Origin of the sequence: Nocardia sp. NPDC058480 (genome assembly GCF_042720495.1) — a bacterium.
Classification (GTDB): domain Bacteria; phylum Actinomycetota; class Actinomycetes; order Mycobacteriales; family Mycobacteriaceae; genus Nocardia.
This window is the reverse complement of record NZ_JBHXMN010000001.1, coordinates 914,630-938,985: the sequence shown is the minus strand read 5'-3', so window position 1 is coordinate 938,985 and position 24,356 is coordinate 914,630. Positions and strand designations below refer to the sequence as shown.

The 24,356-nt window shown below is 66.5% G+C and carries 25 protein-coding genes; 14 read left to right on the top strand and 11 right to left on the bottom strand.

What is annotated here, in order from left to right; all coding sequences use genetic code 11:
* The first annotated feature begins 26 nt into the window (after positions 1-26).
* Together ACFWO8_RS04325 and ACFWO8_RS04320 are read left to right on the top strand one after the other, a co-directional pair.
* Positions 27-620 (top strand): hypothetical protein, encoded by a 594-nt coding sequence (locus ACFWO8_RS04325; RefSeq protein ID WP_378941615.1) that lies wholly within the window; start codon positions 27-29, stop codon positions 618-620.
* On the top strand, positions 617-3,724 hold the full coding sequence (locus ACFWO8_RS04320) for an ATP-binding protein (protein WP_378941605.1): 3,108 nt from the start codon (positions 617-619) through the stop codon (positions 3,722-3,724). The genes ACFWO8_RS04325 and ACFWO8_RS04320 overlap by 4 nt, the downstream gene beginning before the upstream one ends.
* On the opposite strand, the gene ACFWO8_RS04315 is transcribed toward ACFWO8_RS04320, so the two are convergent.
* Together ACFWO8_RS04315 and ACFWO8_RS04310 are read right to left on the bottom strand one after the other, a co-directional pair.
* The gene (locus ACFWO8_RS04315) at positions 3,711-5,045 is read right to left on the bottom strand and encodes a DUF1254 domain-containing protein (protein WP_378941600.1); all 1,335 of its coding nucleotides are present in this window, start codon (positions 5,043-5,045) and stop codon (positions 3,711-3,713) included. The genes ACFWO8_RS04320 and ACFWO8_RS04315 overlap by 14 nt on opposite strands.
* A gap of 147 nt (positions 5,046-5,192) precedes the next feature.
* On the bottom strand, positions 5,193-6,263 hold the full coding sequence (locus ACFWO8_RS04310) for a S1C family serine protease (RefSeq protein ID WP_378941593.1): 1,071 nt from the start codon (positions 6,261-6,263) through the stop codon (positions 5,193-5,195).
* A 169-nt stretch (positions 6,264-6,432) separates the two neighbouring features.
* Between ACFWO8_RS04310 and ACFWO8_RS04305 the strand changes: the two genes are divergently transcribed.
* Positions 6,433-7,485, top strand: coding sequence for an NAD(P)-dependent alcohol dehydrogenase (locus tag ACFWO8_RS04305; protein WP_378941584.1), 1,053 nt, complete (start codon positions 6,433-6,435; stop codon positions 7,483-7,485).
* Positions 7,486-7,551: 66 nt separating this feature from the next.
* Complete coding sequence (locus ACFWO8_RS04300) at positions 7,552-8,730, top strand: AI-2E family transporter (RefSeq protein ID WP_378941580.1); 1,179 nt, start codon at positions 7,552-7,554, stop codon at positions 8,728-8,730.
* Positions 8,731-8,929: 199 nt separating this feature from the next.
* Here the strand turns inward: ACFWO8_RS04300 and ACFWO8_RS04295 are convergent, their stop codons facing one another.
* Positions 8,930-9,238, bottom strand: coding sequence for a hypothetical protein (locus tag ACFWO8_RS04295; protein ID WP_378941574.1), 309 nt, complete (start codon positions 9,236-9,238; stop codon positions 8,930-8,932).
* A gap of 46 nt (positions 9,239-9,284) precedes the next feature.
* The gene (locus ACFWO8_RS04290) at positions 9,285-9,689 is read right to left on the bottom strand and encodes an excisionase family DNA-binding protein (protein WP_378941569.1); all 405 of its coding nucleotides are present in this window, start codon (positions 9,687-9,689) and stop codon (positions 9,285-9,287) included.
* Positions 9,690-9,817: 128 nt separating this feature from the next.
* Here ACFWO8_RS04290 and ACFWO8_RS04285 point away from each other — a divergent pair, with 128 nt between their 5' ends.
* The 4 genes from ACFWO8_RS04285 to ACFWO8_RS04270 all read left to right on the top strand — a co-directional run bounded on the left by ACFWO8_RS04285 (position 9,818) and on the right by ACFWO8_RS04270 (position 13,545).
* Entirely contained in the window at positions 9,818-11,275 is a 1,458-nt protein-coding gene (locus tag ACFWO8_RS04285; RefSeq protein WP_378941563.1) for an alanine/glycine:cation symporter family protein, read from the top strand.
* Positions 11,276-11,290: 15 nt separating this feature from the next.
* A complete protein-coding gene (locus tag ACFWO8_RS04280) occupies positions 11,291-12,136 on the top strand; it encodes a PPK2 family polyphosphate kinase (protein ID WP_378941555.1) in 846 nt (281 codons plus the stop codon).
* 84 nt (positions 12,137-12,220) lie between these two features.
* On the top strand, positions 12,221-12,982 hold the full coding sequence (locus ACFWO8_RS04275; RefSeq protein ID WP_378941548.1) for a DsbA family protein: 762 nt from the start codon (positions 12,221-12,223) through the stop codon (positions 12,980-12,982).
* The gene (locus tag ACFWO8_RS04270; protein ID WP_378941542.1) at positions 12,979-13,545 is read left to right on the top strand and encodes a vitamin K epoxide reductase family protein; all 567 of its coding nucleotides are present in this window, start codon (positions 12,979-12,981) and stop codon (positions 13,543-13,545) included. The genes ACFWO8_RS04275 and ACFWO8_RS04270 overlap by 4 nt, the downstream gene beginning before the upstream one ends.
* Before the next feature lie 168 nt (positions 13,546-13,713).
* Here the strand turns inward: ACFWO8_RS04270 and ACFWO8_RS04265 are convergent, their stop codons facing one another.
* The 6 genes from ACFWO8_RS04265 to ACFWO8_RS04240 form a co-directional block, all read right to left on the bottom strand.
* Positions 13,714-14,109 (bottom strand): type II toxin-antitoxin system VapC family toxin, encoded by a 396-nt coding sequence (locus ACFWO8_RS04265; RefSeq protein ID WP_378941538.1) that lies wholly within the window; start codon positions 14,107-14,109, stop codon positions 13,714-13,716.
* Entirely contained in the window at positions 14,106-14,360 is a 255-nt protein-coding gene (locus tag ACFWO8_RS04260; RefSeq protein ID WP_378941534.1) for a type II toxin-antitoxin system Phd/YefM family antitoxin, read from the bottom strand. Before ACFWO8_RS04260 ends, ACFWO8_RS04265 begins: the two co-directional genes overlap by 4 nt.
* Before the next feature lie 30 nt (positions 14,361-14,390).
* Positions 14,391-15,023 (bottom strand): class I SAM-dependent methyltransferase, encoded by a 633-nt coding sequence (locus ACFWO8_RS04255; protein WP_378941527.1) that lies wholly within the window; start codon positions 15,021-15,023, stop codon positions 14,391-14,393.
* Positions 15,020-16,264 (bottom strand): saccharopine dehydrogenase family protein, encoded by a 1,245-nt coding sequence (locus tag ACFWO8_RS04250; RefSeq protein ID WP_378941523.1) that lies wholly within the window; start codon positions 16,262-16,264, stop codon positions 15,020-15,022. Before ACFWO8_RS04250 ends, ACFWO8_RS04255 begins: the two co-directional genes overlap by 4 nt.
* Positions 16,265-16,288: 24 nt before the next feature.
* Positions 16,289-17,719 carry an ABC1 kinase family protein gene (locus ACFWO8_RS04245; RefSeq protein ID WP_378941518.1) on the bottom strand — a complete coding sequence of 477 codons (1,431 nt, stop codon included), beginning with the start codon at positions 17,717-17,719 and terminating at the stop codon, positions 16,289-16,291.
* 158 nt (positions 17,720-17,877) lie between these two features.
* Positions 17,878-18,564 carry a TetR/AcrR family transcriptional regulator gene (locus ACFWO8_RS04240; RefSeq protein WP_378943190.1) on the bottom strand — a complete coding sequence of 229 codons (687 nt, stop codon included), beginning with the start codon at positions 18,562-18,564 and terminating at the stop codon, positions 17,878-17,880.
* 262 nt (positions 18,565-18,826) lie between these two features.
* Here ACFWO8_RS04240 and ACFWO8_RS04235 point away from each other — a divergent pair, with 262 nt between their 5' ends.
* The 6 genes from ACFWO8_RS04235 (at position 18,827) to purU (ending at position 23,761) form a co-directional block, all read left to right on the top strand.
* A complete protein-coding gene (locus ACFWO8_RS04235) occupies positions 18,827-20,158 on the top strand; it encodes a DUF445 domain-containing protein (RefSeq protein WP_378941515.1) in 1,332 nt (443 codons plus the stop codon).
* Positions 20,159-20,249: 91 nt separating this feature from the next.
* Complete coding sequence (locus ACFWO8_RS04230; protein WP_378916325.1) at positions 20,250-20,696, top strand: helix-turn-helix domain-containing protein; 447 nt, start codon at positions 20,250-20,252, stop codon at positions 20,694-20,696.
* Entirely contained in the window at positions 20,696-21,349 is a 654-nt protein-coding gene (locus tag ACFWO8_RS04225; RefSeq protein ID WP_378941506.1) for a heparin-binding hemagglutinin, read from the top strand. Before ACFWO8_RS04230 ends, ACFWO8_RS04225 begins: the two co-directional genes overlap by 1 nt.
* Before the next feature lie 82 nt (positions 21,350-21,431).
* Positions 21,432-21,722, top strand: a complete 291-nt coding sequence (locus tag ACFWO8_RS04220) for a DUF2516 family protein (protein ID WP_378943187.1) — start codon at positions 21,432-21,434, stop codon at positions 21,720-21,722.
* A 75-nt stretch (positions 21,723-21,797) separates the two neighbouring features.
* On the top strand, positions 21,798-22,850 hold the full coding sequence (locus ACFWO8_RS04215; protein WP_378941499.1) for an alpha/beta fold hydrolase: 1,053 nt from the start codon (positions 21,798-21,800) through the stop codon (positions 22,848-22,850).
* A gap of 20 nt (positions 22,851-22,870) precedes the next feature.
* A complete protein-coding gene (gene purU, locus ACFWO8_RS04210; protein WP_378941492.1) occupies positions 22,871-23,761 on the top strand; it encodes a formyltetrahydrofolate deformylase in 891 nt (296 codons plus the stop codon).
* Between the two features lies 1 nt (position 23,762).
* On the opposite strand, the gene ACFWO8_RS04205 is transcribed toward purU, so the two are convergent.
* Positions 23,763-24,290 carry a GNAT family N-acetyltransferase gene (locus ACFWO8_RS04205; protein ID WP_378941483.1) on the bottom strand — a complete coding sequence of 176 codons (528 nt, stop codon included), beginning with the start codon at positions 24,288-24,290 and terminating at the stop codon, positions 23,763-23,765.
* Between the last annotated feature and the right edge of the window lie 66 nt (positions 24,291-24,356).

Below are 24,356 nucleotides of genomic sequence, written 5' to 3'. Positions count from 1 at the left end.
GAACGGATCGAACATTGTCGGATCAGATGAGCCCACGAGAACTCGCAGTGCTGCTGACGCTGCTGGCAGAGGCACGCGAACTCACCAACGCCGAGCTGTTCGCGGTGGCCGGGGTGACACTCGATGGCAAACCCCGGCTGCGGCTCAACAAGCTGGGGCTGGTCGACAGCGTCAAGGTCGGTCGTGCGCTCGTGCACGAACTCACCGAGCAGGGTGCGCGGTGGTGCACCGAGGAGCTCGCGCGCCCGCGCCCGGAGAAATCCGGTTCCTTCGGGGGCGCCCTGTACGCGGTGCTGGCCGGGCTCCACCGGCATCTCGAGACCACCGGACAACTGCTCACCGATGTCTTCGTACCCGATGTGGCAGGCCAGATCATCCGCAAATACACCGAGCTCACCAAGGGCAAGCCGGACCAGGTCCGGCTCTCCGAACTGCGTAATAGGTTGCCGCACATCCCGCCCGCCGATTTCTCGGACGCGATGGTGCGGCTCGCCGATCGCGACGGTGTGCACGTGCGGGCGGAGGCCGACCGCAAGACGTTGACCGACGACGATCACGCGGCGGCGATCGTGCTGGGCGGCACTGCCCGTCATCTGCTGACCGTTGAGGCGGTGCGGTGAACGAGCTGGAATATCGCGCGCTCGCGCGGGTGCAGTTCAGCACCGCACTCGGCCCGGATTCGATCTGGCGGCCGCAGAGTTATCACGTCGTGGAGCTGCATCGCGAGGCGTCGGCGGAGATCGCCAGGGCGATCGGTCTGGCGAAGGATCGGCCGGACATGTCGCCGACCGGGTTCATTCTCAACGGCGATCCCGGGGTCGGGAAGACGCACTTGCTCGGCTGGATTCGGCAGTACGTCCAGGACCACGGTGGATTCTTCTTCATGCCGAAGCTGATCGACGGTGAATCGTTCTGGGACGGAGCCGTTCACGGGGTGATGAACCGGTTGATCGACGCCGACGGTGGGCAGTTGCGCCGGATGCTGGTCGCGCTCGCCGAGCGGGCCGGCTACGACCGCGAGCGCACCGCGCGGATCGCCGGCCCGATGCGGCCCAAGCCCGAGGACGTCGAACAGTTTCTGGCCGACTTGTCCATTCCGGAACCACAATTGGCCTACCAGTGCCAAGACACACTGCGGGCCCTGGTGCTGTTCCGCGCGGGCGGTCCCCTGCGCGATGTGGGCGACAGCGTTCTCATTCTGCGTGACCCGATCGATCAGGATGTCGCCAGGGAGTGGGGATTCCGGCGCGGAAACAGCAATGCGCAGTTGATCTTTCAGGATCTGATCAGGTTGTTCGGCGCGGCGGGGCCGGTGGTGATCGCGCTCGATCAGATCGATGCCGTCATGGCCGATTCCGCCAACAGGGGTGGGGCGAAGGCGGCGAACCTCGCGGACAGCTTGATGAAGCTGCGGGAGGAGACGGTGCGCACGATCATCATCGCCGCGTGCATCCCCACCACCTGGGATTATCTGAAAACGCAAGGGCTGTCCTCATCCGCCGACCGATTCGCCGAGCGGTTCTTGGCCACCGCGCTTCCCGGCGCCCCGGTGGCGGCGGCGGTTGTCGCGGGTCATCTGGCGGTTCAGTACGACGAGGTCGACTTCACGCCGCCGTACCCGACCTGGCCGATCGCCGCGCGCGCCTTCGAAGCGGCCGACGTGACCCGCTACACGCCGCGCAGGTTGCTGCAACTCGTCGCCGAGCACGTGCGGAATTGCCTGGAGCGAGGCCAGATTCGGGAACTCGCCGACTTCGCCGCTATCGGGGCCGGTGCTGAGGCGAATGTGCCGGTGCCGCAGGTGGACCTGAGTGGTTTCGACAACCGCTTCGCCGAACTACGCGAAGCCGCCGATTCCACCATGCCGCTCGACCCGGCCGAAGAAGACGAAATCATGGCCGCCCTGCTCAAGGCTGCCCTGCAGTGTTTCGTCCTCGAGCAACGCGATCGCGACGACCTGAGCATCGACTCGGCGACCGCCACCGGGCGGGCGCTGCACGCACGCCTGCTCCGCACGGTCGACCCCATCCTCGAAGAGCAGGAACACTGGAGTTTCCGGGCGATCGGGCACACCCACCACCTGGCTGTGCAGTCCCGGATGCGCTCGGCGGTCATCGAATCCGGCATCGAGGAGTCCGACGGCAACCGGCATCTGACGATTCTGCGCAACATCCCCTTCTCGAAGGGGCCCAAAACCGCCGCGATGCTGGATGATCTGGCCTCGGCGGATGGAAGCACGCTGCCCATTTCCCAGGACGATCTCCGGACATTCACCGCGCTACAGCACATGCTCGCCGAGGCGAAGCCAGGGTTCGACGCTTGGCTGGTGGAGCGCGGGCCCGCTGGAAAGACTCAGTTGTTCCGCCGGGTGTTCGGCAGTCTTCCCGAATCAGCTGTTGTGCAGCCGGATTCGAACGAGATCAACGCCAATGGTCACTCCGGGGTCGAGCCCGTCAGCCCAGCGGTGGTCGAATCCTCTGGGCCGACGGTCACGCTCGGTCGTGGGCTCGCCGACAGCAGCGAATTCGTCATTCCGCTGGAATTGTTGCGTAAGCATCTCGTTCTGTTCGCGAGCAGCGGCTCAGGCAAAACCGTGCTGCTCCGCCGGCTAGTGGAAGAAGTAGCACTGCACGGGGTTTCGGTGATCGTCCTCGACGTGAACAACGACCTTTCCCGGCTCGGTGATGCGTGGCAGGAAGCGCCGTCGGAGTGGCAGCCGGGCGATGCCGAGAAGGCCGCACGGTACCTGGCCGAGACCGATGTGGTCGTGTGGACTCCGCGTCGACAGGCCGGGCGACCCCTCATCCTGAACCCGCTCCCGGATTTCGCGGCGGTGCTCGACGACCCGGATGAACTGCGGACCGCAGTGGAAGTTGCCGCCGGTGATCTGCTGACGCGGTCCGGCATCGCACGGACGAAGTCGGAAAAGGCGCGCGCGGTGCTGTTGCAGACGCTCACCCATTTCGCCAGGTCGGGACAGACGAAACTGACGGGCCTCATCGACCTGCTCGCGGACCTCCCCGACGGTGTGAGTCGCGTGCGCAACGCCGCGGACCTCGCCGCCGAAATGGCGGACGGTCTCACGGTTTCCATGATCAACGACCCCCTGTTCGGTGGCGACGGAGAACCCCTCGACCCCGGCGTTCTGCTGACCCCCGCACCTGGCAAGAAGGCTCGAGTCTCGGTGGTCAGTTGCGTCGGACTACCCGACCCCGACCAACGCGCCACTTTCGTCAGCCAGCTACAGGTTGCCCTGTTCACTTACTTCAAGACCAACCCGGCGGGCGACCGGCCACTCGGCGCGCTGCTCGTACTCGACGAAGCACAGATGCTCGCGCCCTCGGGCAAGCACACTCCGGCCTCCGCCAGCACGCTGATGCTCGCGGCGCAGGCAAGAAAGTACGGACTGGGTATCGCCTACGCCACGCAGGCACCAAAAGGGCTGGACAGCAGGGTCGTCGGCAACACAGCGATCCAGTTCTTCGGCAAGCTGGGCACAGCGGTCCAGATCCAAACAGCCAAGAGCATCGCCGCAAGCTGGGGTGGGAACCTGGACGACATCGGCCGCCTGAGAACCGGTCAGTTCTACGGAGCTACCGAGGGCCGGGCGTTCCGAAAACTCACCACCCCACTGTGCCTGAGCTACCACCCCGCCAGCCCACCGACCGAAGCCGAGGTGCTCCAACGGGCAAGGCAGGACGAGGAATCGGTCAGGTTTTGGTGATCGGGGGGAGGGCGTAGGTTTGGTCGAGGATTGGGGGTTGTGGCTCGTACATACGCAGGCAGGGGCGGAAGTCCCCGGCCGGGGCGGGGAGCCAGTTCGCGCGGGCCTTGGGGTCGGCGGGCTCGGTGTGGCTGATGGTGATCGTGAGGGCGCCGTTGTCGTCGTAGACGAGGCCGGGGGTGCGGTCGCCGATCGAGTAGCGGTCGATCGGGTTGGCACACAGGTAGAAGTCGGGGGTCGTGTACATGGTGACCGACCAGAAGGCGTTGACCGGCGGGGTGGGGTCAAGGCGCAGGGTGTAGGTGTTCGCGCCGGTCAACTGCCGGCCGGTGCTGTCGGTGTAGATCATCGCGTAGGCGGCCTCGTAGGCGTGGTTGCCCCAGAGTCCGGCCTTGGCGGCTACGGCGCGAGCGATGATCCGCTTGGTCGGGTCGGTGATCTTGAAGTTCTCGTCGTCGCGCGTGCCGACCTCGAAGAAGTCGATGTTGTAGTCGAACAGGTGCAGTGTGAGCTGCCAGCCGTTGTCCCCGGCGCCCGCCCCGCTCTTTATCACGTTGCCCAGTTCTTCCTGGCCCTCGCCCAGTCCGGCGCGCAGCGCGGATGCTCGATCCGGGTCGAGGGTGAGGTAGGGCGAGGCGCCCGCTGTCGTCAGGCCGATCCGCGCTAACGATTCCTGGAGCGCGAGATCGCGCTTCGCGGGCGGAAAGGCCTGCGACCAGACACGGACCTTCTCGAGGAACATCAGGTCCGGGGCGACCGTCGGATCCGGCGACGGAAGTCCCGTCGGCTGTGCGGCTCGGTCGGCGGCTGTCAAGGTCAGCGCGTCCTGCAAGGCGTGCACGGCGGGGAGGTCGTCCTCGCCGGCGCAGGCCCATCGGCCGGCGATCACGCCGACAGCGGTGGGGAAATGGATAACCGTTGTGTCGTCGGGGGCGGTACCGGTCCAGCCCGGCGGTACGAGGAGGTAGTCGCCCGCGCGGTTTCCGGTGGCCCTGGTGCCGACGTAGGCGAAGTTGTCGGTCCAGGCGTCGACGAACTGCATGACGTAGTACCGATCGCCGGCGTCCGGCACGTGGAAGGTCACTGGACCGACTGAAAGGTCGATCAGGGCGACCGAGTACAGGGTGTCATTGTTGATCGAGACGAAGGTCGCCGTGGCGTCGGCGAGAGTGCGGGCATGGGCGAAGTAGTTGAACGGCGTCGCGGGGATCTCACCGATGCCTTCGCGGTGCAATCGCTCGATCGAATCGAGGTTGAAGACCAGGGGGAATCCGTACAGATAGGCATGGGCGGTCAATTCGGGGACGGTCTGATCCGGCATGTGCGCTCCTCGTCCTGGCGTCCGCATCGCGCGCGACCGTTGTCGGACCGCGCGACACCAGCATCCGCCGATGCACGATCGGCGCACATCGCCCGGAGCGGGTGAGATCGCTGCGTGCTGGTTCGATGGTCGAGCGCGTCGGATCGGCTAGTTGGGTGTTCCCTTGGCCAGCGCCACCTCGACGGTCCGGGTCGCGCCGTCCGGCGAAGTGACATCGAGCCGGACCGGATCGGTGGGCTTGCGGACGTTGATGGCCGCGCTGAGGGCCTTGGCGGTGGTGATCGAGACGCCGTCGACCGCGGTGATCACATCCCCGATGCTGATCCCGGCCTCGCGCGCGGGCTGGCCGTAGAAGGCCCAACTCACCTGCGCACCGGCCGGTCTGGCGTCGATGACCTGCACGCCGAGGGTGGCTGTCGGGCCGATATGGACGGTTTCGGTCGGCGTCCCCGAACGGATCTGGGCCACGATCCGCATGGCGGTGTCGATCGGGACCGCGTACCCGTTGGCCGGTTTGCCCTCGGCCCTGGCGGCCTCGCCCGACGCCGCGGTGATCACCCCGACTACCGCCCCCGACGCGTCGGCCAGCGCGCCGCCGGACTGCCCGCCCATCACCGGCGCGGCGATCTCCACCATCCCGTTGAGCGCTTTGCGGGTCAGGTCGGCGGAGTTCATGGCGACGATCGTCGCGTCCAGATCGGTGATCGGGCCGGCGACCGAGGTGGGCGGACCGCCGTCGCCGCCCGCGTCGCCGATGGCCAGCACATCCTGGCTGATCCGCAGGTCAGCGGAGGTGCCGAGCCGCGCGGTCGGCAGTCCCGTTGCCCCACCCAACGACAACAGCGCGATGTCGGCGCCGGAGTCGTAGCCGAGCACGGTCGCCTCGTAGACGAACCCGTTGGCGATATCGGTGACGCTCAGCGCCTCGGCCCCTTTGATCACGTGATGGCTGGTCAGAATCTGCCCGTCGGCGGTGAGCACGATCCCCGACCCGGCCGCTCCGACGCCGAAACCGGCCGCGTCGACGTCGATATTGACCAGTACCGATTCCACCTGCCCGGCGACCAGCACGGGGTCGAGCGGCACCAGCACCGGCGCCTGCGCTTGCGCCACGAACTCCGGCTCGACCAGGGCGAACTCCCCGCGATACCCGAGAAAGGCGCAGACCCCGAGCAGCGCAACCAGCATCGTCACCAGCACTCGTCCGACACGCTTCACAGCACATGTCCTCTCTCGCGAGCCGACCAGTCCATTGTGACCCGTTTTCCGGGTCCGCCGGTCTCGATAAGGACGCGGTACGAGGCTCGACTCGTCGGATCGGGCTCGAGACACCGCCGTCGGTACGGTCTACTTGGCAAAGCACGCATGCGGCTGTAGGCATGTAGCCATGAGCACCGCTGCCGCCTACGCCAAGCCCTCTCCCGACGGGGCCTTCGAAAAGGTCACGATCGAACGTCGCGAAGTCGGTCCCGACGATGTCCTGATCGACATCAAGTACGCCGGTATCTGCCACTCCGATATCCACACCGCGCGCGACGAGTGGGGCGGTGCGCAGTATCCGTGCGTGCCCGGCCACGAGATCGCGGGCATCGTGGCCGCGGTCGGCTCGTCGGTGCGCAAGTACCAGATCGGTGACCGGGTCGGCGTCGGCTGCCTGGTGAACTCGTGTGGCAAGTGCGTGCCGTGTCTGGCGGGCGAGGAGCAGTACTGCACCAACGGCTCCACCTGGACCTATAACTCGCCCGTCCCCGAAACCGCGCAGCCGGGCGGGTACACGATGGGTGGCTACTCCACGCAGATCGTGGTGGACGAGAGCTTCGTCGTCGCGATTCCCGAAGGTATCGGCCTCGATGTCGCCGCGCCGCTGCTGTGCGCGGGCATCACGCTGTATTCGCCGCTGAAGCACTGGAACGCGGGACCGGGCAAGAAGGTCGCGATCATCGGGATGGGCGGGCTCGGGCATGTCGGGGTGAAGATCGCCGCGGCGCTCGGCGCGGAGGTCACGGTGCTGAGCCAGTCGCTGCGCAAGCGCGACGACGGCCTGCGCATGGGAGCCGACCACTACTACGCCACCAGCGACAAGGAAACCTTCCGTCAGCTGCGCGGTCAGTTCGACCTGATCATCAACACGGTGTCGGCCGACCTGCCCATCGACAGCTACCTGCGCCTGCTCGCCCTCGACGGCACACTCGTCATCCTCGGCCTGCCGGAGAACCCGATGAGCGTCACCGGGCGCCACCTCGCCGGCTTCCGCCGGTCACTGGCCGGTTCGATGATCGGCGGTGTCGCGCAGACCCAGGAGATGCTGAACTTCTGTGCCTCGCACGGGATCGGCGCCGAGATCGAACTGATCTCCGCCGATGAGATCGACTCCGCGTACGACCGCGTGGTCGCCAGCGATGTCCAGTACCGCTTCGTGATCGACACCGCCACGGTGTAGTCGAGGCGGGTCCGCGGCACGCGCGCCGACGGGCCGCGGGCGCTCGTCCTCGGTACCGTGAGATTCGTGGTTGCCGAGGACGAATCCGCTGAACCCGCCGCCGTGAGTGCCCTGCCTGGCTTCTGGTCGGTGCGAACACCGCCGCGCTGGCTGCCGCGGGCGTTGCTGTACGTCGTGCTCGCGGTAGCCGGGTTGATCGCGGCGTTCTGGGTGCTCGCCAAGATGCAGGGCTTGCTGACCGTGCTGCTGGTGTCGATATTCCTGGCGTTCGCGATCGAACCCGCCGTGAATTGGCTTGCCGCGCGCGGTGTTCGGCGCGGGGCGGGCACCGGTGCGGTGTTCCTGGTGGTGCTGGTGGTGATCGTCGCGTTCGTATGGACGCTGGGCGCGCTGCTGGTCAACCAGGTGACCATGCTGGTGACGAATGCCCCCGATTACGTCCAGGACCTGGTCGACTGGGTCAATTCGACCTTCCACCAAGATATTTCGGGCGACGACCTGACCAAGTACGCCTCGGAGTGGAGTTCCACGATCGAGAAGTATCTGGTCGGTCTGGCTGGAAACGTCTGGGGCATCGGCACAGTCGCGATCGGCGCGCTGTTCCAGCTGCTCGGTGTACTGCTTTTCACCTTCTACTTCGCGGCCGACGGACCGCGCTTCCGCACCTGGGTGTGTTCGCTGCTGCCGCCGAAACAGCAGAAGCATGTGTTGCGGGCCTGGGACATCGCGGTCGAGAAGACCGGCGGCTACATCTATTCGCGGGCCCTGCTCGCGCTGTGCTCGGCGATCGCGCACTATGTCGCGCTGCGGTTGCTCGATGTGCCGTCGGCGGTCGCCTTGGCGCTGTGGGTCGGCGTTGTCTCCCAGTTCATCCCGACCGTCGGCACGTATATGGCCGGTGCGCTGCCGGTGCTGGTCGCGCTGGTGCACGACCCGATCACCGCCCTGTGGATCCTGCTGTTCATCGTCGCCTATCAGCAGTTCGAGAACTACGTTCTGCAACCACGCATCACCGCGACCACCCTGGACATGCATCCGGCGGTGGCCTTCGGAGCGGTGATCGCGGGCGCCGCGTTACTCGGGCCAACCGGCGCCCTACTCGCGATTCCTGTCACCGCCACGCTGCAAGGATTCGCGGGCGCGTATGTGCGGCGCTACGAAGTCACCGAAGAGGCCGACTCGTCGGCACCGAAGAAAAAGAAGCGCAAGAAAGCCGAGTCCGAAGCCGCATCCACCGACGAATAGGCACCTCGTGGCGATCCTGTTGTCCCTGGTGTCGGTGTTGTCGACGCTGTTCGGCGGTTTCGTCGCCATGCGGATCGGCGACCGCAAACACCTGGTTTTCGGTTGGCCGCGGGGGTGATGTTCGGCGTGGTCGCGTTCGACCTTCGGCGTAGCCGCAATGTTCGCCGTGGCGGCCCTCAGCCACTGAGTCGCCAGGGTGTTAGTCGAGGTGGCGCCGCACCTCGGCATCGAAGCCCGGAACTCCGGAGCGGTCGAGCACGTCGAGTAGACCTTGAATGTGCTTCGGTGGACGTTTGTGCTCGGCAACCTGTCTGTCGAGCAACCTGATCACTCGGCCGGGTGCCAGATCCAAGACATCCAGCAGAAAGGCGTCCGGGTGCAGTAGCTCCGGGAACCCGTCGCCGATAGGTCTGACCTCGAAGTCCTCGAGGTTGAATGTCAGCAGCACATCTGCGTTGCCTTGCAGCGCCGCCGCCAGCACGTGCCGATCTTTGGGGTGGTTCTCCATCCGATCTACCAGTACAAAACGCAGGTATCGAGTAAGACTCGCTGCATCAGTCCTCTCGTTTCAACGGCTCCGCAGGGGTGTCGTTGTAGAGATCCAGATCCTCGGAGATCCTGGTCAGTTCTGATAATCCAGCGGCACGTTCGGTACGCCGGTGCTCGCGAAAGGACAGCACGTCCGCGAGGCGGACGCGACGGTGTCGGCCTGGTCGGGTGAACGGAATGCTGCCCGAGTTCAAGAGCTTGACGAATGTGGGTCTGCTCATCCCGAGGAGCTCGGCGGCTTCCTGGGTTGTCAGCGTGGTGTGCAGCGGCGCGACCGTGACCGCCTTCCCTTCGGACAATGCGAGCGCGACCAAGCGGAGCCCCTCGAAAACCTCAGCAGGTAAAGCCACCACCTCGCCCGCTGCTGAACGCAGGATGGTCACTTCGGCGGTGTCCGGGGTTGCATCCAAGAACCTGCGCACCTCCACAAGCTGATCCGGATGCTCCGGCAAGAGCATTCGAAAGATCGGTGATCGAACCGGCAACATCGGTCGCCGCCTGACCGGTCGTGGCGTGCGGCGGCGGTAGCGTTCGCCGGATGGACACCTTGAACTCGGTGATCGTCGATGTCAATGATGTGTTCTGGAACTGGCTGCTGATTCCGCTGGTCATCGTGGCTGGGCTGTACTTCACCGTGCGCAGTGGGGTGGTGCAGCTGCGGATGTTGCCCGAGATGTTCCGGGTGGTCGCGGAGAAGGGGCCGACGGCGGCCGACGGGAAGAAGTCGGTGTCGGCGTTCGGGGCCTTCAGTATCTCCGCGGCGGCGCGGGTGGGGACCGGCAATATCGCGGGGGTCGCGACCGCGATCAGTGTCGGTGGGCCGGGGGCGGTGTTCTGGATGTGGGCGATGGCCACGGTCGGAGCCGCGTCGGCGTTCGTGGAATCGACGCTAGCCCAGCTCTACAAGCGGCGGGAGACGGAACCGGGGACTTTTCGCGGCGGCCCGGCCTACTACATGGAGTACGGCTTGCGCCGGCGATGGCAGGGGATGGCCTTCGCGGTGATCATCACGGTGACCTTCGGGTTCGTGTTCAACGCGGTGCAGTCCAACACCATCGTGGCGACCGGGCGGGCGTCGCTGTCGGCGCTCGATGGTGACTGGTTCGCCCCGCTGATCGGACTGTGCCTGATCACGCTGCTCGGGGTGGTGATCTTCGGCGGGGTGCGCCGGATCAGCCATATCACCGAGGTGCTGGTTCCGGTGATGGCGATCGTGTATCTGCTGCTCGGCATCGCCGTGGTGGCGCTCAACCTCACCGACCTGCCGCGGGTGCTCGCCGATATCGTCGGCGGGGCGTTCGGGCTGCGCGAGGTGGTCGGGGGCGGGATCGGTACCGCGCTCGCGCAAGGTATCCGGCGCGGCATGTTCTCCAATGAGGCCGGACTCGGGTCCTCGCCCAATGCCGCTGCGGCAGCGGATGTCTCGCATCCGGTGAAGCAGGGTTTGGTCCAGTCGCTCGGCGTCTACTTCGATACCCTGCTGATCTGCTCGATCACCGCGTTCATCATTCTCACCTCCGACCCGGACCTGTCCGAGCGGCGCAGCGCCGACCTCACCCAGAGCGCGCTGCAGGCCTCGCTGGGCACCTGGGCCGGGCACGTGCTCACCGCGGTGGTGTTCCTGCTCGCGTTCAGCTCGATGATCGGCAACTTCTACTACGGTCGCGCCAATATCGAATTCATCACCAGTCGTCCACAGGTACTCACCGCGTTCCGAATCCTGGTGCTGGTGGCCGTCTTCGGTGGCGCGCTCGGCTCGGTGAGCCTGATCTGGAACCTGGCCGATGTGTTCATGGGCGTGATGGCGCTGGTCAATCTGGCCGCGATCATCCCGCTCGGCGCCATCGCGTTCCGCCTGCTCGCCGACTACCGCGCCCAGCGCGGCGCGGGCCGAGATCCCGTGTATGTCCACAGCGCCGACATCGCCGACCCGGCGGGCGTGCAGTGCTGGCAGGCAACGATTGCGTCGAGCTTGCCCGGTAAACCCACCCACTAGTGGTAGGCATGGGAAATGGCGAAACACTGGACCGAAACGGCCGATATCGCACTGCGCGCCGACGGTCAGCGCGTCGCCGATCTCGACACCTCGAGCACACCGGGTTTCACCGGCGACAAGCGTCTGGGCAAGGAACTGCTCGCCGAACGGGCCACGGTGCTGTCGGTTTTGCAGGAGAAGCTGTTCGCGCACGGTCGCACCGGCGGACAGCACAGCGTGCTGCTGATCTTGCAGGGCATGGATACCGCGGGTAAGGGCGGCATCGTGCGCCACGTCATCGGTTCGGTCGACCCGCAGGGCGTCGATCACGCGTCCTTCGGCGTGCCGACCGAACTGGAGAAGCAGCACGACTTCCTGTGGCGCATCCGCAACAAGCTGCCCGCGCACGGTCAGATCGGTGTCTTCGACCGCTCCCACTACGAGGACGTGCTGGTGGTGCGGGTGCACGATCTCGTGCCGCAGGCGGAGTGGGAGCAGCGCTACGACCAGATCAACGCCTTCGAGAAGGAGGTCGCCGACGCGGGCACCACCATCGTGAAGGTCGCCATGTTCGTCTCACTCGACGAGCAGAAGCGGCGGCTGCGCGAACGTCTCGAGCGGCCGGACAAATACTGGAAATTCAACCCCTCCGACATCACCGAACGCGCTTACTGGCCCGAGTATCAGAAGGCCTACCAGGCCGTTCTCGAACGCACCAACACCGATTACGCGCCATGGCACGTGCTGCCGTCGGACCACAAGTGGTACGCGCGCCTCGCGGTCACCGAGTTGCTGATCGCCGCGCTGGCCAGGTTGGAACTCGACTGGCCGCCCGCCGACTTCGATATCGCCGAGCAGTTGAAACGACTCGACGAGTCCTGAATCCCAGCTTTGCGGAAACTCTCAGGTTCGGCCCGCATGATATTCGGAGGTGGGGAGCCAACGAGCGAAAGGCGTGTGACGACGGTGAGCACGGGCAAGAGGCCCTCGGGCAAGAATCCGCTGGCAGCGGCTGAGGCGGCCGACAAGAAGCGCAAGATCGCGATCCAGGTCGGTGTCGCTGCGGTGCTGGTCGCGCTGGTGGCGGCCATCGGCATCGGTATCGCGGTGAACAAGTCCGATTCCGACGAGGAGTCGACGACGATTTCGGCGGCGCAGCTGCCCGCGACGGGCGGGGCGGTCACCGAGACCGGCACAGTCGTGATCGGCAACCCCGATGCGAAGGTCAAGGTGCGCGTGGTCGCTGACCTGCAGTGCCCGGCCTGCAAGCAGTTCGAGACCGCCAACGGTGAGGCGCTGGCCAAGGCCGCCGCCGACGGCACCGCCTCCGTCGAGTACCAGATCATCTCCTTCCTCGACAAGGCCTCGACCAACCAGTACTCCTCGCGCGCGGCGAACGCGTCGTTCTGCGTGGCGAAGTCCGATACGACCAAGTACCAGAGCTGGCTGCAGACCATGTTCGACAAGCAGCCCGCCGAGGGTGGCGCCGGCCTGAGCAACGACGAGCTCATCGAGATCGCCGTCGGCGCCGGGTACACCGATCCGGCCGTGGCGACGTGCATCACCGACAAGCCGTACAACGACTACATCCAGCAGGTCACCCAGACCACGCTGCAGAGTGGCGTGAAGTCGACGCCGTCGGTGTACATCAACGGCCAGCTGAACCAGTCCGACGCGATCTTCACCGAGAACGGCCTGGCCTCCGTGATCGCTGACGCGGCCAAGTGATCACCGCCCCCGCCCGCTCGGCCTGGCTGCTGCTGATCGCCGGGCTGGCGGGCTGGCTGGCGTCGTTCACGCTCACCGTCGAACGGTTCAAGCTGTTCGTCGACCCGAATTACGTCACCTCGTGCAGCATCAACTCGGTGCTGTCGTGTGGGTCGATCATGAAGACCGACCAGGCCGCGGTCTTCGGCTTTCCCAACCCGCTGATCGGCGTCGTCGGGTTCTCGGTGGTGGTGACCCTCGGCGTCCTGTCGGTGGTCGGCGTCGGGTTCCCGCGCTGGATCTGGGGCGGGCTGTGGCTCGGAACCGTCCTCGGTGTCGCCGGGTTGTGCTGGCTGATCTTCCAGAGCCTGTACCGGATCAACGCGCTGTGCCCGTACTGCATGGTGGTGTGGGCGGCGGTGCCGGTGCTGTTCGCGGTGATCACCCAGGAGTTGTGGGGTCGCTCGCGTGGTGCGATGGGGATCCTCGCCGAATGGCGCTGGACCCTGGTCGTGGTGTTCTACGCGGTGGTGCTGCTGCTGGTGTTCCTGAAGTTCCAGGACTACTGGCTGAGCCTGGTCTAGCCGGGTACCAGGCTCAGACCGGGCGGGCCCCCTTGTCCGCCGCCGCCGTCGGCGCACAGCATTCCCCCTTGTGAGCCCCGGTGGCGTCGTCAGCCGCAAGGCAGGCGTTCGTCGCCGGTCTGCCCGGCGAACGGTCAGGGCGGCGCTGACGGTGGGCGCGATACGGGGTCAGAGCTTGATGACCTGCAAACCTGGCATCGAGTCGTAGTCGCCGCCCTGGGTCACGATCGGGATGCCATGGGTGATCGCGGTGGCCGCTATCCAGCTGTTGTTGATCGGAACCTTCCGGCCCGCGGCCCGCAGCCTCGAAACCAGCAAGGCCCACGACTCCGCGACCCTTTCGTCGATGCCGATCGGGGTGAATCGTTGTGCGAGTTGGTAGGTCGACAGTCGCCGTGAGGCAGACTCGGGCTCTTTGGCGTGCAGCACACCTAGCCGCAGTTCTCCCAAGGTCACCACGGAGACACCCCACTCATAGTTCGCGACCGCAGCTCGGTCGAACCGCTGCGCCTCCAGCCCGATGAAGATCGAGGTGTCGGCCAGCGCCCGCTGCGATTCGCTCACCAACGGAGGTCATCTGTCGTGTCGGACAGGGTTTCACGGAGTTCGGCACGCAACCCTGTGGTGTCCGGGCCGAGGTGGACCAGTTCGCCGATAATCTCTGTCGCGGGGATCCACTGTCGGCGAGAGGGGAAGGGAATCAGTTTCGCCACGGGTCGGTTGTCCCGCAAGATCTCGATTTCCTCCCCCGCCTCGACGCGCCGCAGCACCTCGGCAGTGTGATTGCGCAGGTCACGTGCAGGAACGGCGGCCATGCTACGAGTGTAGCAAATTTGCTACACCGCTTAGAGTGGGCGAGTGGCGTCCACGTATTGCATGAAACGGCGGACGCGCTGGTCTATTTCTGTCAGGCCCGCCCGGGCGAACAGCTTCGGGAAGGTGTCGCGGTCGAACAGGCGTAGGCCGCCCGCGCTGGCGGCCAGGCTGGTCGCCGAGCCGAAGAGGTTGTCCTCGACGTAGCTGGTGCTGATCGCGATGCGGCCGCCGGGGGCGAGGACGCGGATCATCTCGCGGGTAGCGACCAGCGGGTCGGGGATCAGGTAGAGGGCGCCGAAACAGCAGACGGCGTCGAAGGTTCCGTCGGGGAACGGAAGCGTGCGGGCGTCGCCGCGGACGTAGCCGACCCGCGCGCTCGCGTTGTCGGTGGCGGCTTTGGCCAGCATCGGCGCCGAGTAGTCCAGGCCCGTGACGAAGCCGCCCTTGGTCAGGTACTCGCTGAGGTAGCGGGTGAAATTCCCTGGGCCGCATGCCACATCGAGCACCTTCATGGGGCCGCTCAGGCGCAGGGTGTCGACCGCGTCGCGGCGGTCGGTGCCGGTGGTCCGGCCGCTGGCGAGGTAGAACAGCGTGGGTCGCCACGCGTGCTCGTATACCGCCGCCAGCGCCGGGGCGTTCATCGTCTTGCGGGCGAGATTCACTGCCGTGCTACCTCGATGGTCATGCCCGCCTCGCGCAGCCGCGCGGTGAGCGCCTCGCCCATCGCGGAAGCGGGGGTGAGCACGCCGGCGCGCTCGGGCAGCGTGTCGAAGGCCAGGCTCAGTCCGCTCTGGCCGAGCAGTACCGCGGTGGCCTGGTAGCCGGGATCGCCGGTGCCGGAGAAGGTGGCCTGGTACTTGGCGCCCGAGCTGGTGCGGGCGAAGGTTTTCATGGTGAACCAGCCACTGCGGCGGGCCTTCTCGTCGGGGCCGGTGCCGGGCTTGGGCAGGATCCGGTCGAGCAGCTTGCGGCCGAGCGAAACCCTCGAAAGCACTGCGCCCGAGGCCATGCCGGCCACGATGCCGCCCGCGATACCCGCGGCGACCAGCGGCGCGGCGGCCGAGGTGCCCGCGTTCATCACCTCGCGGTAGCGGAACTGCTTGCCGTAGGCCCAGCCGAGCAGGCCGTTGGTGCGGCGCACGACCTTGGTGTTGTGCGAGGCCATCACGAACGTGGTGACCCAGCCGTCCAGGCTGGCGTCGATGCTGTCGGCGCGGGCCAGCGCCTGATCGGACTGGCGGCCGACATCGGGTTCCATGCTGCGATCCGGGCTCAGCGAATACGGGTGGGCCAGGATCTTGCCGCGCGTGGAATCGGCCGCGATGTCTTCCATCATGGCGCGCCCGGAATCGATGGTGCCGCCGCTCATGCCGCCCTTGAGATAGGCGACCAGGGTGGTGTCCTCGAGCTCGCCGGTGTCGTCGGCGATGGTGGCGCGGTAGATCTCGTACACGCTCAGATCCGACGGAATCGAGTCGTAGCCACAGGAATTCACGATCTTGGCGCCCGAGTCGACCGCGGTCTGCTCGAACTTCTCGATGGCGTCGTGGATGAACAGCGGCTCGCCCGTGAGATCGGCGTAGTGGGTGCCCGCCGCGGCGCACGCGCCCAGCAGCGGCATGCCGTAGCGCAGGTACGGGCCGACCGTGGTGACCACGACTTTGGTGCGCTCGGCCATGGCCGCCAGCGATGCCGGATCACTGGAATCGGCGACGACGAGTTCCCAATTCACGGCAGCCGGGCCCAGCTCGGCGCGGGTGGCGGCGAGCTTGCCCGCCGAGCGACCGGCCAGGGCGATCTTGGCGTCGGCCGGGGCCGCGGTGAGCAGGTATTCGGCGGTGAGTTTGCCGACGAAACCCGTTGCGCCGAACAGGATCAGGTCGAACTCACGGTGCTGCGGCATTGCGCGCCTTTCGAGAAGAGATGATCAGGGCTTGGTGGCTGCTGCGCTCGCCTTGCGGGCGCGGGTCTTCTTCACCGGTTTGGGTGGGTGGGTGCTGAGCCAATCGCGGTGGGCCAGACCGAGTTCGGTGACCGGCTGGTCGCCGTAGAGCCATTCCCTGGCGATCGAATGCCAGTTGTTGGTGCTGTCGAGCTGGCCGAGCATGCCGAAGGTGAGGAAGTCGGCGCGGCGGGAGAACAGGTGTTCGGGCGGCAGGTTCTGCTGCTTCATGCCGGTGAACTCGCTGGCCCTCGGGTCGACGGCGAGCAGGAAAGCGCCGCTGGCCAGTTCGGGGGTGATGGTGAGTTCCTCGTCGACCAGACACCATTCCGAGGCGGCGAGCACGTATTCGAGGCATTCCTCGGCGCCGATCTCCTCCGGCGAATCGATCACGCCGCGATCGATCATCAACTGCCGCAGGTCTTCGGCGCGATCCTCGGCGGCCGCGCGCAGGCACTCGATTTCGAAGCCGACCAGCTTGGGGTCCATCCGGTTGAACAGCCCGAAGTCGAGGAAGGCGACCCGGCCGTCACGAGCGAGCAGCACATTGCCCGGATGCGGGTCGCCACAGAACTCGTTGAAGCTGAACAGCGAGCCGACATAGAACCGGTAGATGATCTCGCCGACCCGATCGCGAAGCGCAGCGGGCATTTTCCGGATCTCGTCGAAGCCGTCGCCGTCGATGAACTCGCTGACCAACACACGGGTGGTCGACAGCTCGGGCACCGAGGCCGGCACCACGATGAACGGGTGCTCGCGATACAGGTGCGCGATCTCGGACTGCGTGGCGGCTTCGGCCTGGTAGTCGAGCTCGCTCTCCATGTTCAGTTTCAGCTCGTCGAGCACCGCGGGGGTGATCCACGGCATCGCCGAGGCCAGCACCCGGCGAAACATGGTGAGGTTCTTCAGATCCGCGCGCACCGCGGCGTCGACACCGGGGTACTGGACCTTCACCGCGACGGCACGGCCGTCGTGCAGGGTGGCGCGGTACACCTGGCCGATCGAGGCGGCGGCGATCGGCTCAGGATCGAACTCGGCGAAGATCTCCGCCAGCGGGGCGCCGAAATCCTGCTCGATCACCGCGCGCATGGACTCGAACGACACCGTCGGTGCCGCGTTGCGCAGCACGGCGAGGCGCTGCTGGAACCGCTCACGATGGTTCTCGGGCACCAGATCCAGATCCAGCACCGACATCATCTGGCCCAGTTTCATAGCGACGCCCTTCATGGTGCCCAGCACCATGACCACCTGTTCGGTGGTGCGGATCATCGACTCCTCGGCCATCCGCGCGCGCACCGCCTCCGAGCGGCCGCGCATCGATAGCCTGGTCTTCTTCGAGCGGATGACCGAACCCGCCGCGACCGCCCCCAGTTTTGTTCCACGGGCAAGCCGGGAAGTCGGCACGTTTTTCGCCATCGAGGTACCTCCGTTGGTGCCGACGTGCGCAGCGGCGCAGACGCGCAGCGTCACACGACCACCCCTGGTGACGCAAGCCACAGCGCCCCACTCGGTTCAGCGTAGCCAACCGCGCGGCATTGTCGAGCCCGGCTCCCTCGAACGCGAGAAAAAGCTGGTCAGAGATCCTGTGTCGGGATATCGGGAAGGGGATGTGGCTGTGTGGTGAAGATCTGGGTGGAGCCGCCCGCCCTGGCGATGCCCTCGATCGCGCTCCAGGCCATCATCGTGAGGTAGTCGATGACGTCCTGGCGTGGCATGGCCTTGTCGGTGGTTGTCCACCAGTGCGTGGCCAGCTGGATGCCGCCGACCAGCATGTACGACCACAGCAGCGCGCCGTCGGTGCGCATGCCCTTGCTGCCCGCCCGGTCGACCAGCACCGTGGTGACCACCTCGGCGAACAAGCGCTCGAATTCCGCGAGGGAGGACTTGTCGCCCGCGGAATTTCCCATGATGAACTGGTAGACCTCGGGGTCGTCGTCGACGGTGCCCACGTATTCGGTCATCGCGGCGCGCACGAGTTGGTATTCGTCGGCGTCGAGGCTGATCGCGCCGTACACCCGGGGCAGCAGGGTGGTTTCGATGAAGCGCTGCATAGTGGCGTGGACCAGGTCGCTCTTGTCCGCGAAGTAGCGGTACAGCACGGTCTTGGACACGCCGATCTCGGTGGCGATCTCGTCCATGCCAGCCTGGCTGCCCCGTGCGCGGATGGCGTTGAGGGTGCCGTCGACCAGTTCCTCGCGGCGGTCGATCTTGTGCTGGCGCCACCGACGTTTGCGGCCGTCGGCTTGGCCGCCACCGCGCACACTGGCTCGGCTCGACTGCTCGCCGATCTCGACAAGGTCTTCGGTGGACAGGACAGCCCCCTTGTGGTCGATGTTGGCGTCTCTAGCCAACAGCTTAGGCGCGCCGGTGTGGGGCGGCGCTCCTTTGGCCCACGTTGCGGCATTTACCACACTCCGGTGCTTACGCGCGCGTACGACAAACCGTGCGGTTCGCCGTGTCGTGGGAGACGCCACGCGGGGTTGACGGCGGCGCACTCGCCGCGCGCACAGCAGAATGGTGGCTATGGAGAAATCTCCCGGCAACACGGCGGTTCTCACGCCGCGCACCGAGCCCGCCGCACAGCCCGCCGGCTTCGCGGTGATGACCGACGAGGCGGGCAAAAAACGCGACCTGTTCAAGATGAAGGCCCTGGCGACCAGTTTCCTGGTGGCGGCCAGCGTGATCTACCTGCTGTGCCGCTGGCTCGAATCGCGTGGCGGCGGTGGCGAGTGGGTTGGCTATGTTCGCGCGGCCTCGGAGGCGGGCATGGTCGGCGCACTGGCCGATTGGTTCGCGGTCACCGCGCTGTTCAAGCACCCGTTGGGTCTGCCGATCCCGCACACCGCGATCATCCGTAAGAAGAAGGACCAGCTCGGCGAGAGCCTCGGCGCCTTCGTCGGCACCAACTTCCTCGCTCCCGACGTGGTCTCGGCGCGCCTGGACTCGGCGCAGATCTCGCTGCGCGTGGGTCGGTGGATGGCCGATCCGGCGCACGCGGCCCGGGTGGCGCAGGAGAGTGCGACGATCCTGACCGCGGTGGTCAACACCCTGCGCGACGAGGACGTCGAGCAGATCATCGACAACACCATCGTCAAGCGGATCGCCGAACCGCTGTGGGGGCCGCCGCTGGGCCGGGTGCTCTCGGAGATGATCGCCGACAACCGGCAGCGGCCGCTGATCGATCTGCTGGCCGAGCGCGCGCATCAGTGGGCGCTGGGCTCCCAGGACACGATCGACCGGATCGTGGTGCGCGATGCGCCGCAATGGGCGCCGAAATTCGTCAATACCTTGCTTTCCGAGCGAATCTATCGGGAACTCGTAGAGTTCACCTGGAAGGTGCGCTCCGATCCCGATCATGAATTGCGCCGGGCCGCCGATCGCTTTCTGCAGGATTTCGCCGAGGACCTGCAACACGACGACGCGATGATCGCCAAGGCGGAGAAGGTAAAGGCCGAGATCATGGGCCGCGAGCAGATTACCGGAATGGCCGAGGCCACCTGGCGCGCGGCGAAGCGGTTGATCTTGGAGTCGGCCGACGATCCCGATTCCACGTTGCGCCGGAAGGTGGCCGAGAATGTGCAGCAGCTCGGCGAGCGTCTGCGTGACGATCCGGCGATGCGTGGCAAAGTGGACGGGTGGATCGACCGCGGTGCTCGCTATCTGGTCGGTAACTACTCCGCGGAGATCACGACACTGGTGACCGACACGGTCGCGCGCTGGGATGCTGACGAGGCGAGCCGGAAGATCGAGTTGCAGGTCGGCCGGGATTTGCAGTTCATCAGGATCAACGGCACGGTCGTCGGCTCGCTCGCCGGCCTGGCCATCTACACGATCTCGCAGCTGCTGTTCCACTGAGTGATGGTTAGCCGACCGAGTGCTAACTGTAGTGCTTGCAATAGTTAGCACCCTGTTCTAGTATTGGCCTTACAACGCCAGAAGGTGAGCGATGACAGACCAACCCGAGAGTCGTGTAGCGCACGCGGCTCAAGATATCGGAGGTTTCATCAGGGCACAGCGCGAAGGTGCGCAGGTGTCCCTGCGTCAGCTCGCCGCTCTGGCGGGGGTAAGTAATCCGTACCTGAGCCAAATCGAACGCGGATTACGTAATCCCTCCGCCGAAGTACTCGCGCAGATCGCCAAGGCACTGCGGGTTTCCTCGGAGGTGTTGTATGTGCGGGCAGGTTTTCTGGAACAGCGTCCGCACAGCCCGGTCCGTGACGCCCTGCTGGCCGACACTTCGGTGTCCGAGCGGCAGAAACAGGTGTTGCTGGAAATCTATGAGTCGTTTCGCCGGGAAAACGGGGAAGAAGCCGGCTCAGGGGGGATCGAACGAGACAGTGACGTTTCGTTCACGACAACTGACACTCCGCCACACCAGGAGAATGAAGACTGATGACCGAGAAGACCGCCACTGTGACCAAGCCGCTGTTCGCCACCGTCGGTGCCGGTGACGCCATCTACGCCGCCGTGAACGACGTTGTCGCCGACGTCCGTGGCCGCGTTGTCGCCACCGATGCCAAGGCCCGCGTCGAAGAGGCCCGCGAGCGCATCGCGAACGTGCCCGCCGACGTGGCTGCTCAGTTCGACACCCTGCGTGACCGCATCTCCGGCCTGCCCTCGGAGCTGCCGGAGGATCTCGCCGAGCTGCGCGAGAAGTTCACCCCCGAAGAGCTGCGCAAGCTGGCCGAGCAGTACTACCGCCAGGCGCTCGACATCTACGCCGATCTCGCCGTTCGCGGTGAGGAGACCGTCGACCGGCTGCGTGCCAACCAGGCCGTCGACGAGCAGATCGGTCGCGTCGAGACCCTGTACAAGGATGCCTCCGCTCGCGCCGAGGACGCCCTGACCAAGGTCAACGACCTGCTGGGCAACCGCAGCAAGGCCGAGGCTGAGGCTGTGGCCGACAAGGTCGAGGCTGTTGTCGAGGCCGAGGTCGTCGCCGTCACCACCGAGGAGCCGGCTCCGGCCAAGGCTCCCGTCGCGAAGAAGGCTCCGGCCGCCAAGAAGGCCGCTCCGGCCAAGAAGGTCGCGCCCAAGAAGGTCTAAGCCCCTTCGGGCATCACCGCTGACAGCGGCCCCGTACACCGAGCGTGTACGGGGCCGCTGTTCGTATGATGGGGATGTGAACATGGTGAATGGGATGACCTCGCTGATTCTGCTGGTCCTGTGGATCGGCGCCTTCGGCGCGACGGTGTTCGCGCTCATTCACGCTGTGCGCCAGCGTTCGGATGCGTTCACCGCCGTCGACAAGATGACCAAGCCGATCTGGCTGGCGATTCTCGGCGGTGCGCTGGTGTTCTTGCTGATCGGCATCGGTGGGCTGGGGATGCTGTCGTTCATCGCGATCATCGCGACCGGTGTGTACCTGGCCGACGTGCGCCCGAAGGTCGACGAGGTGCAGCGCGGCCCGCGCTGGTAACGGCCATCCGGAGGGCTCGCGGGTGAGTGGTACACGGTGTTACTGTATCTATCAGTAACACAAAGGAGTGTGCTGATGCGCGCAAAGTTGCCGACGGCTCTGGTGAACCTGGTCGATCAGGCGTCCACCGTGGTCAAGACCACCCTCGCGGCCCACCGGGCCGACCTGCGGACCCGGTCGCACGGAATCGCGGCCTTCGATCCGCCGCGGATGCCGCATGACGTGATCCCGGTGATCACCGCCGACGGAGCACGCCTGCGAGTGCACGCCTACGGCCCGGTCGACGCGCCCGTCATCGTGTTCGCCCACGGCTGGACCTGCTCGCTCGAATACTGGAACGCCCAGATCAACGCCTTCGCCGGCGAGTACCGCGTGGTCGCCTACGACCAGCGCGGCCACGGCGAGAGCACCAACGGCTACGCCCGCCCGAGCACGAATCTGCTCGCCGACGACCTGTGCGACGTGCTCGACGCCGTCCTGCTGCCGGGTCAGCGCGCGGTACTGGCCGGACACAGCATGGGCGGGATGACGCTCATCGCCTGGGCGGGCCGCTACCCCGAGCGCGTCGCCGAACAGGCCGCCGCGGTGATCCTCACCAATACCGGCGCGCACTCGCTGGTCGAGGTGTCGACCATGGTCCCCGGCCTGAACAAGCCGCTGCGGCTGCTGCGTGGGCGCGCGATGCCGACGCCGGACTGGCTCGGCAAGATGATCCTGGGCACCCCGGTGGTCTTCCCGCCGATCAAGCCGGTGCGCTGGATCTTCGCCCGTCAGGTGATGACCCTCGACACCTCGCGCGAGAAGCTGGACTACGGGCTGTCGGTGGTCCGTGGCTGCCCGATGATGACGCGTGCGCGCTACGGGAACTTGCTCGCGGCGCTGCACCTCGGCGATGACGCGAAGAACTTCTCGGTGCCGACCACCGTGCTCGCGGGCGACCGCGACGACATGACCCCGGCGCTGCACGCCGAGCGCCTGGCCGCGCTGCTGCGGGAAGCGGGCACGCTCGCCGGGTTCAAGGTGCTGCCGACCGGGCACCTCGGCAATGTCGAACGCTATGACCTGTTCAATGCCGAAGTGGCCGAGGTACTCGCCGCCGTCCGTGAGCCCGTGCGCGCCTCGGCCTGACCGCCTGCGAGAATCGGCGGATGAGTTCTACCGCTGTGACCTCGGACGACCGCCGGTTCGTGCTGAGCCTCGGGTGCCCGGACCGGCCGGGCATCATCGCCCGGATCTCCTCGTTCATCGCCGAATTCGGCGGCTCGATCGTGGAGGCCGGGTACCACTCCGACGGTGACATCGGCTGGTTCTTCACCCGGCAGGCCGTGAAGGCCTCGACGGTGCCGTTCTCGATCGACGAGCTGCGGGAGCGCTTCGCCGAGGTGGCCGCCGAGTTCGGTCCCGAGACCGACTGGCAGCTACACGATTCCGGTGCGCCGCGGCGGGCGGTGCTGCTGGTCAGTAAGGACGGGCACTGCTTGCACGACCTGCTCGGCCGCGCGCAGGCCGGTGAGCTGCCCGCGACCATCGAGGCCGTGATCGGCAACCATCCCGACCTCGCGGGCATGACCGAGGCGCACGGGGTGAAGTTCCACTACGTGCCGTTCCCGAAGGATCCGGCCGAGCGCGGTCCGGCCTTCGAGCAGGTGCGCGAACTCGTCGACTCCCACGATCCACACGCGGTGGTGCTGGCCCGCTTCATGCAGGTGCTCCCGGCGGACCTGTGCGAGCACTGGGCTGGGCGCGCGATCAATATCCACCACAGCTTCCTGCCCTCGTTCGTCGGCGCGCGGCCCTATCACCAGGCCTACGCGCGCGGGGTGAAGCTGATCGGGGCGACCTGTCACTACGTCACCGCCGAGCTGGACGCGGGGCCCATCATCGAGCAGGACGTGATCCGGGTCGATCACGCCGATGATGTGCGCGACATGGTGCGCCAAGGACGTGACATCGAGCGGGTCGTGCTCGCGCGCGGGCTGCGCTGGCACCTCGAAGGCCGGGTGCTCGTGCACGGTCGGCGCACGGTCGTCTTCGAGTGATCTACAGGTCGTAAAACGGTGCGGGATAACGGAATTCGCCGGTGACGGCGGAGTCGTAGGCCGTGAGCGGGCGGACCTGGAAGTACGCCGCCCATTCGGCTTCGTCGGGCACGATGCCCAGGCGCGGGCCGGGGACGAAACCGAAGCGGGCGTAGTAGTCGGGGTCGCCGACCAGGCCGACGACCGATTCGTCGAGGGCGTCGGCGGCACCGAGAGCGGCATGGACCAGCGCCGAGCCGACGCCGGACTTCTGATGCTCCGGGTCTACGCCGAGCGGGCCGAGCGCGAGCACGGGGAACGGGCCGATACCTGCTCTGGTGAGACAGATATGCCCCACGACCGTGTCGTATTCGAGCGCGACCAGCGACAGGGTCGGCATCCACGACTCGTCGGTGCGTAGCGTCTCGACGAGGGCGGGTTCGGGTGGTTCGGTGACGGCCGGATCGTCCGCGTAGTGCGGGGCGAAAGCGGCGCGGTGGATCGCGGCGATCGCCGCGGCGTCCGCTGGGGTCTCGCGACGGATCAGCACAGGCTTAAGTCTCCAGGATTTGGGTAGAAGAGCGCAATGATGTGCGGCGGATACGTCGACGCCCTC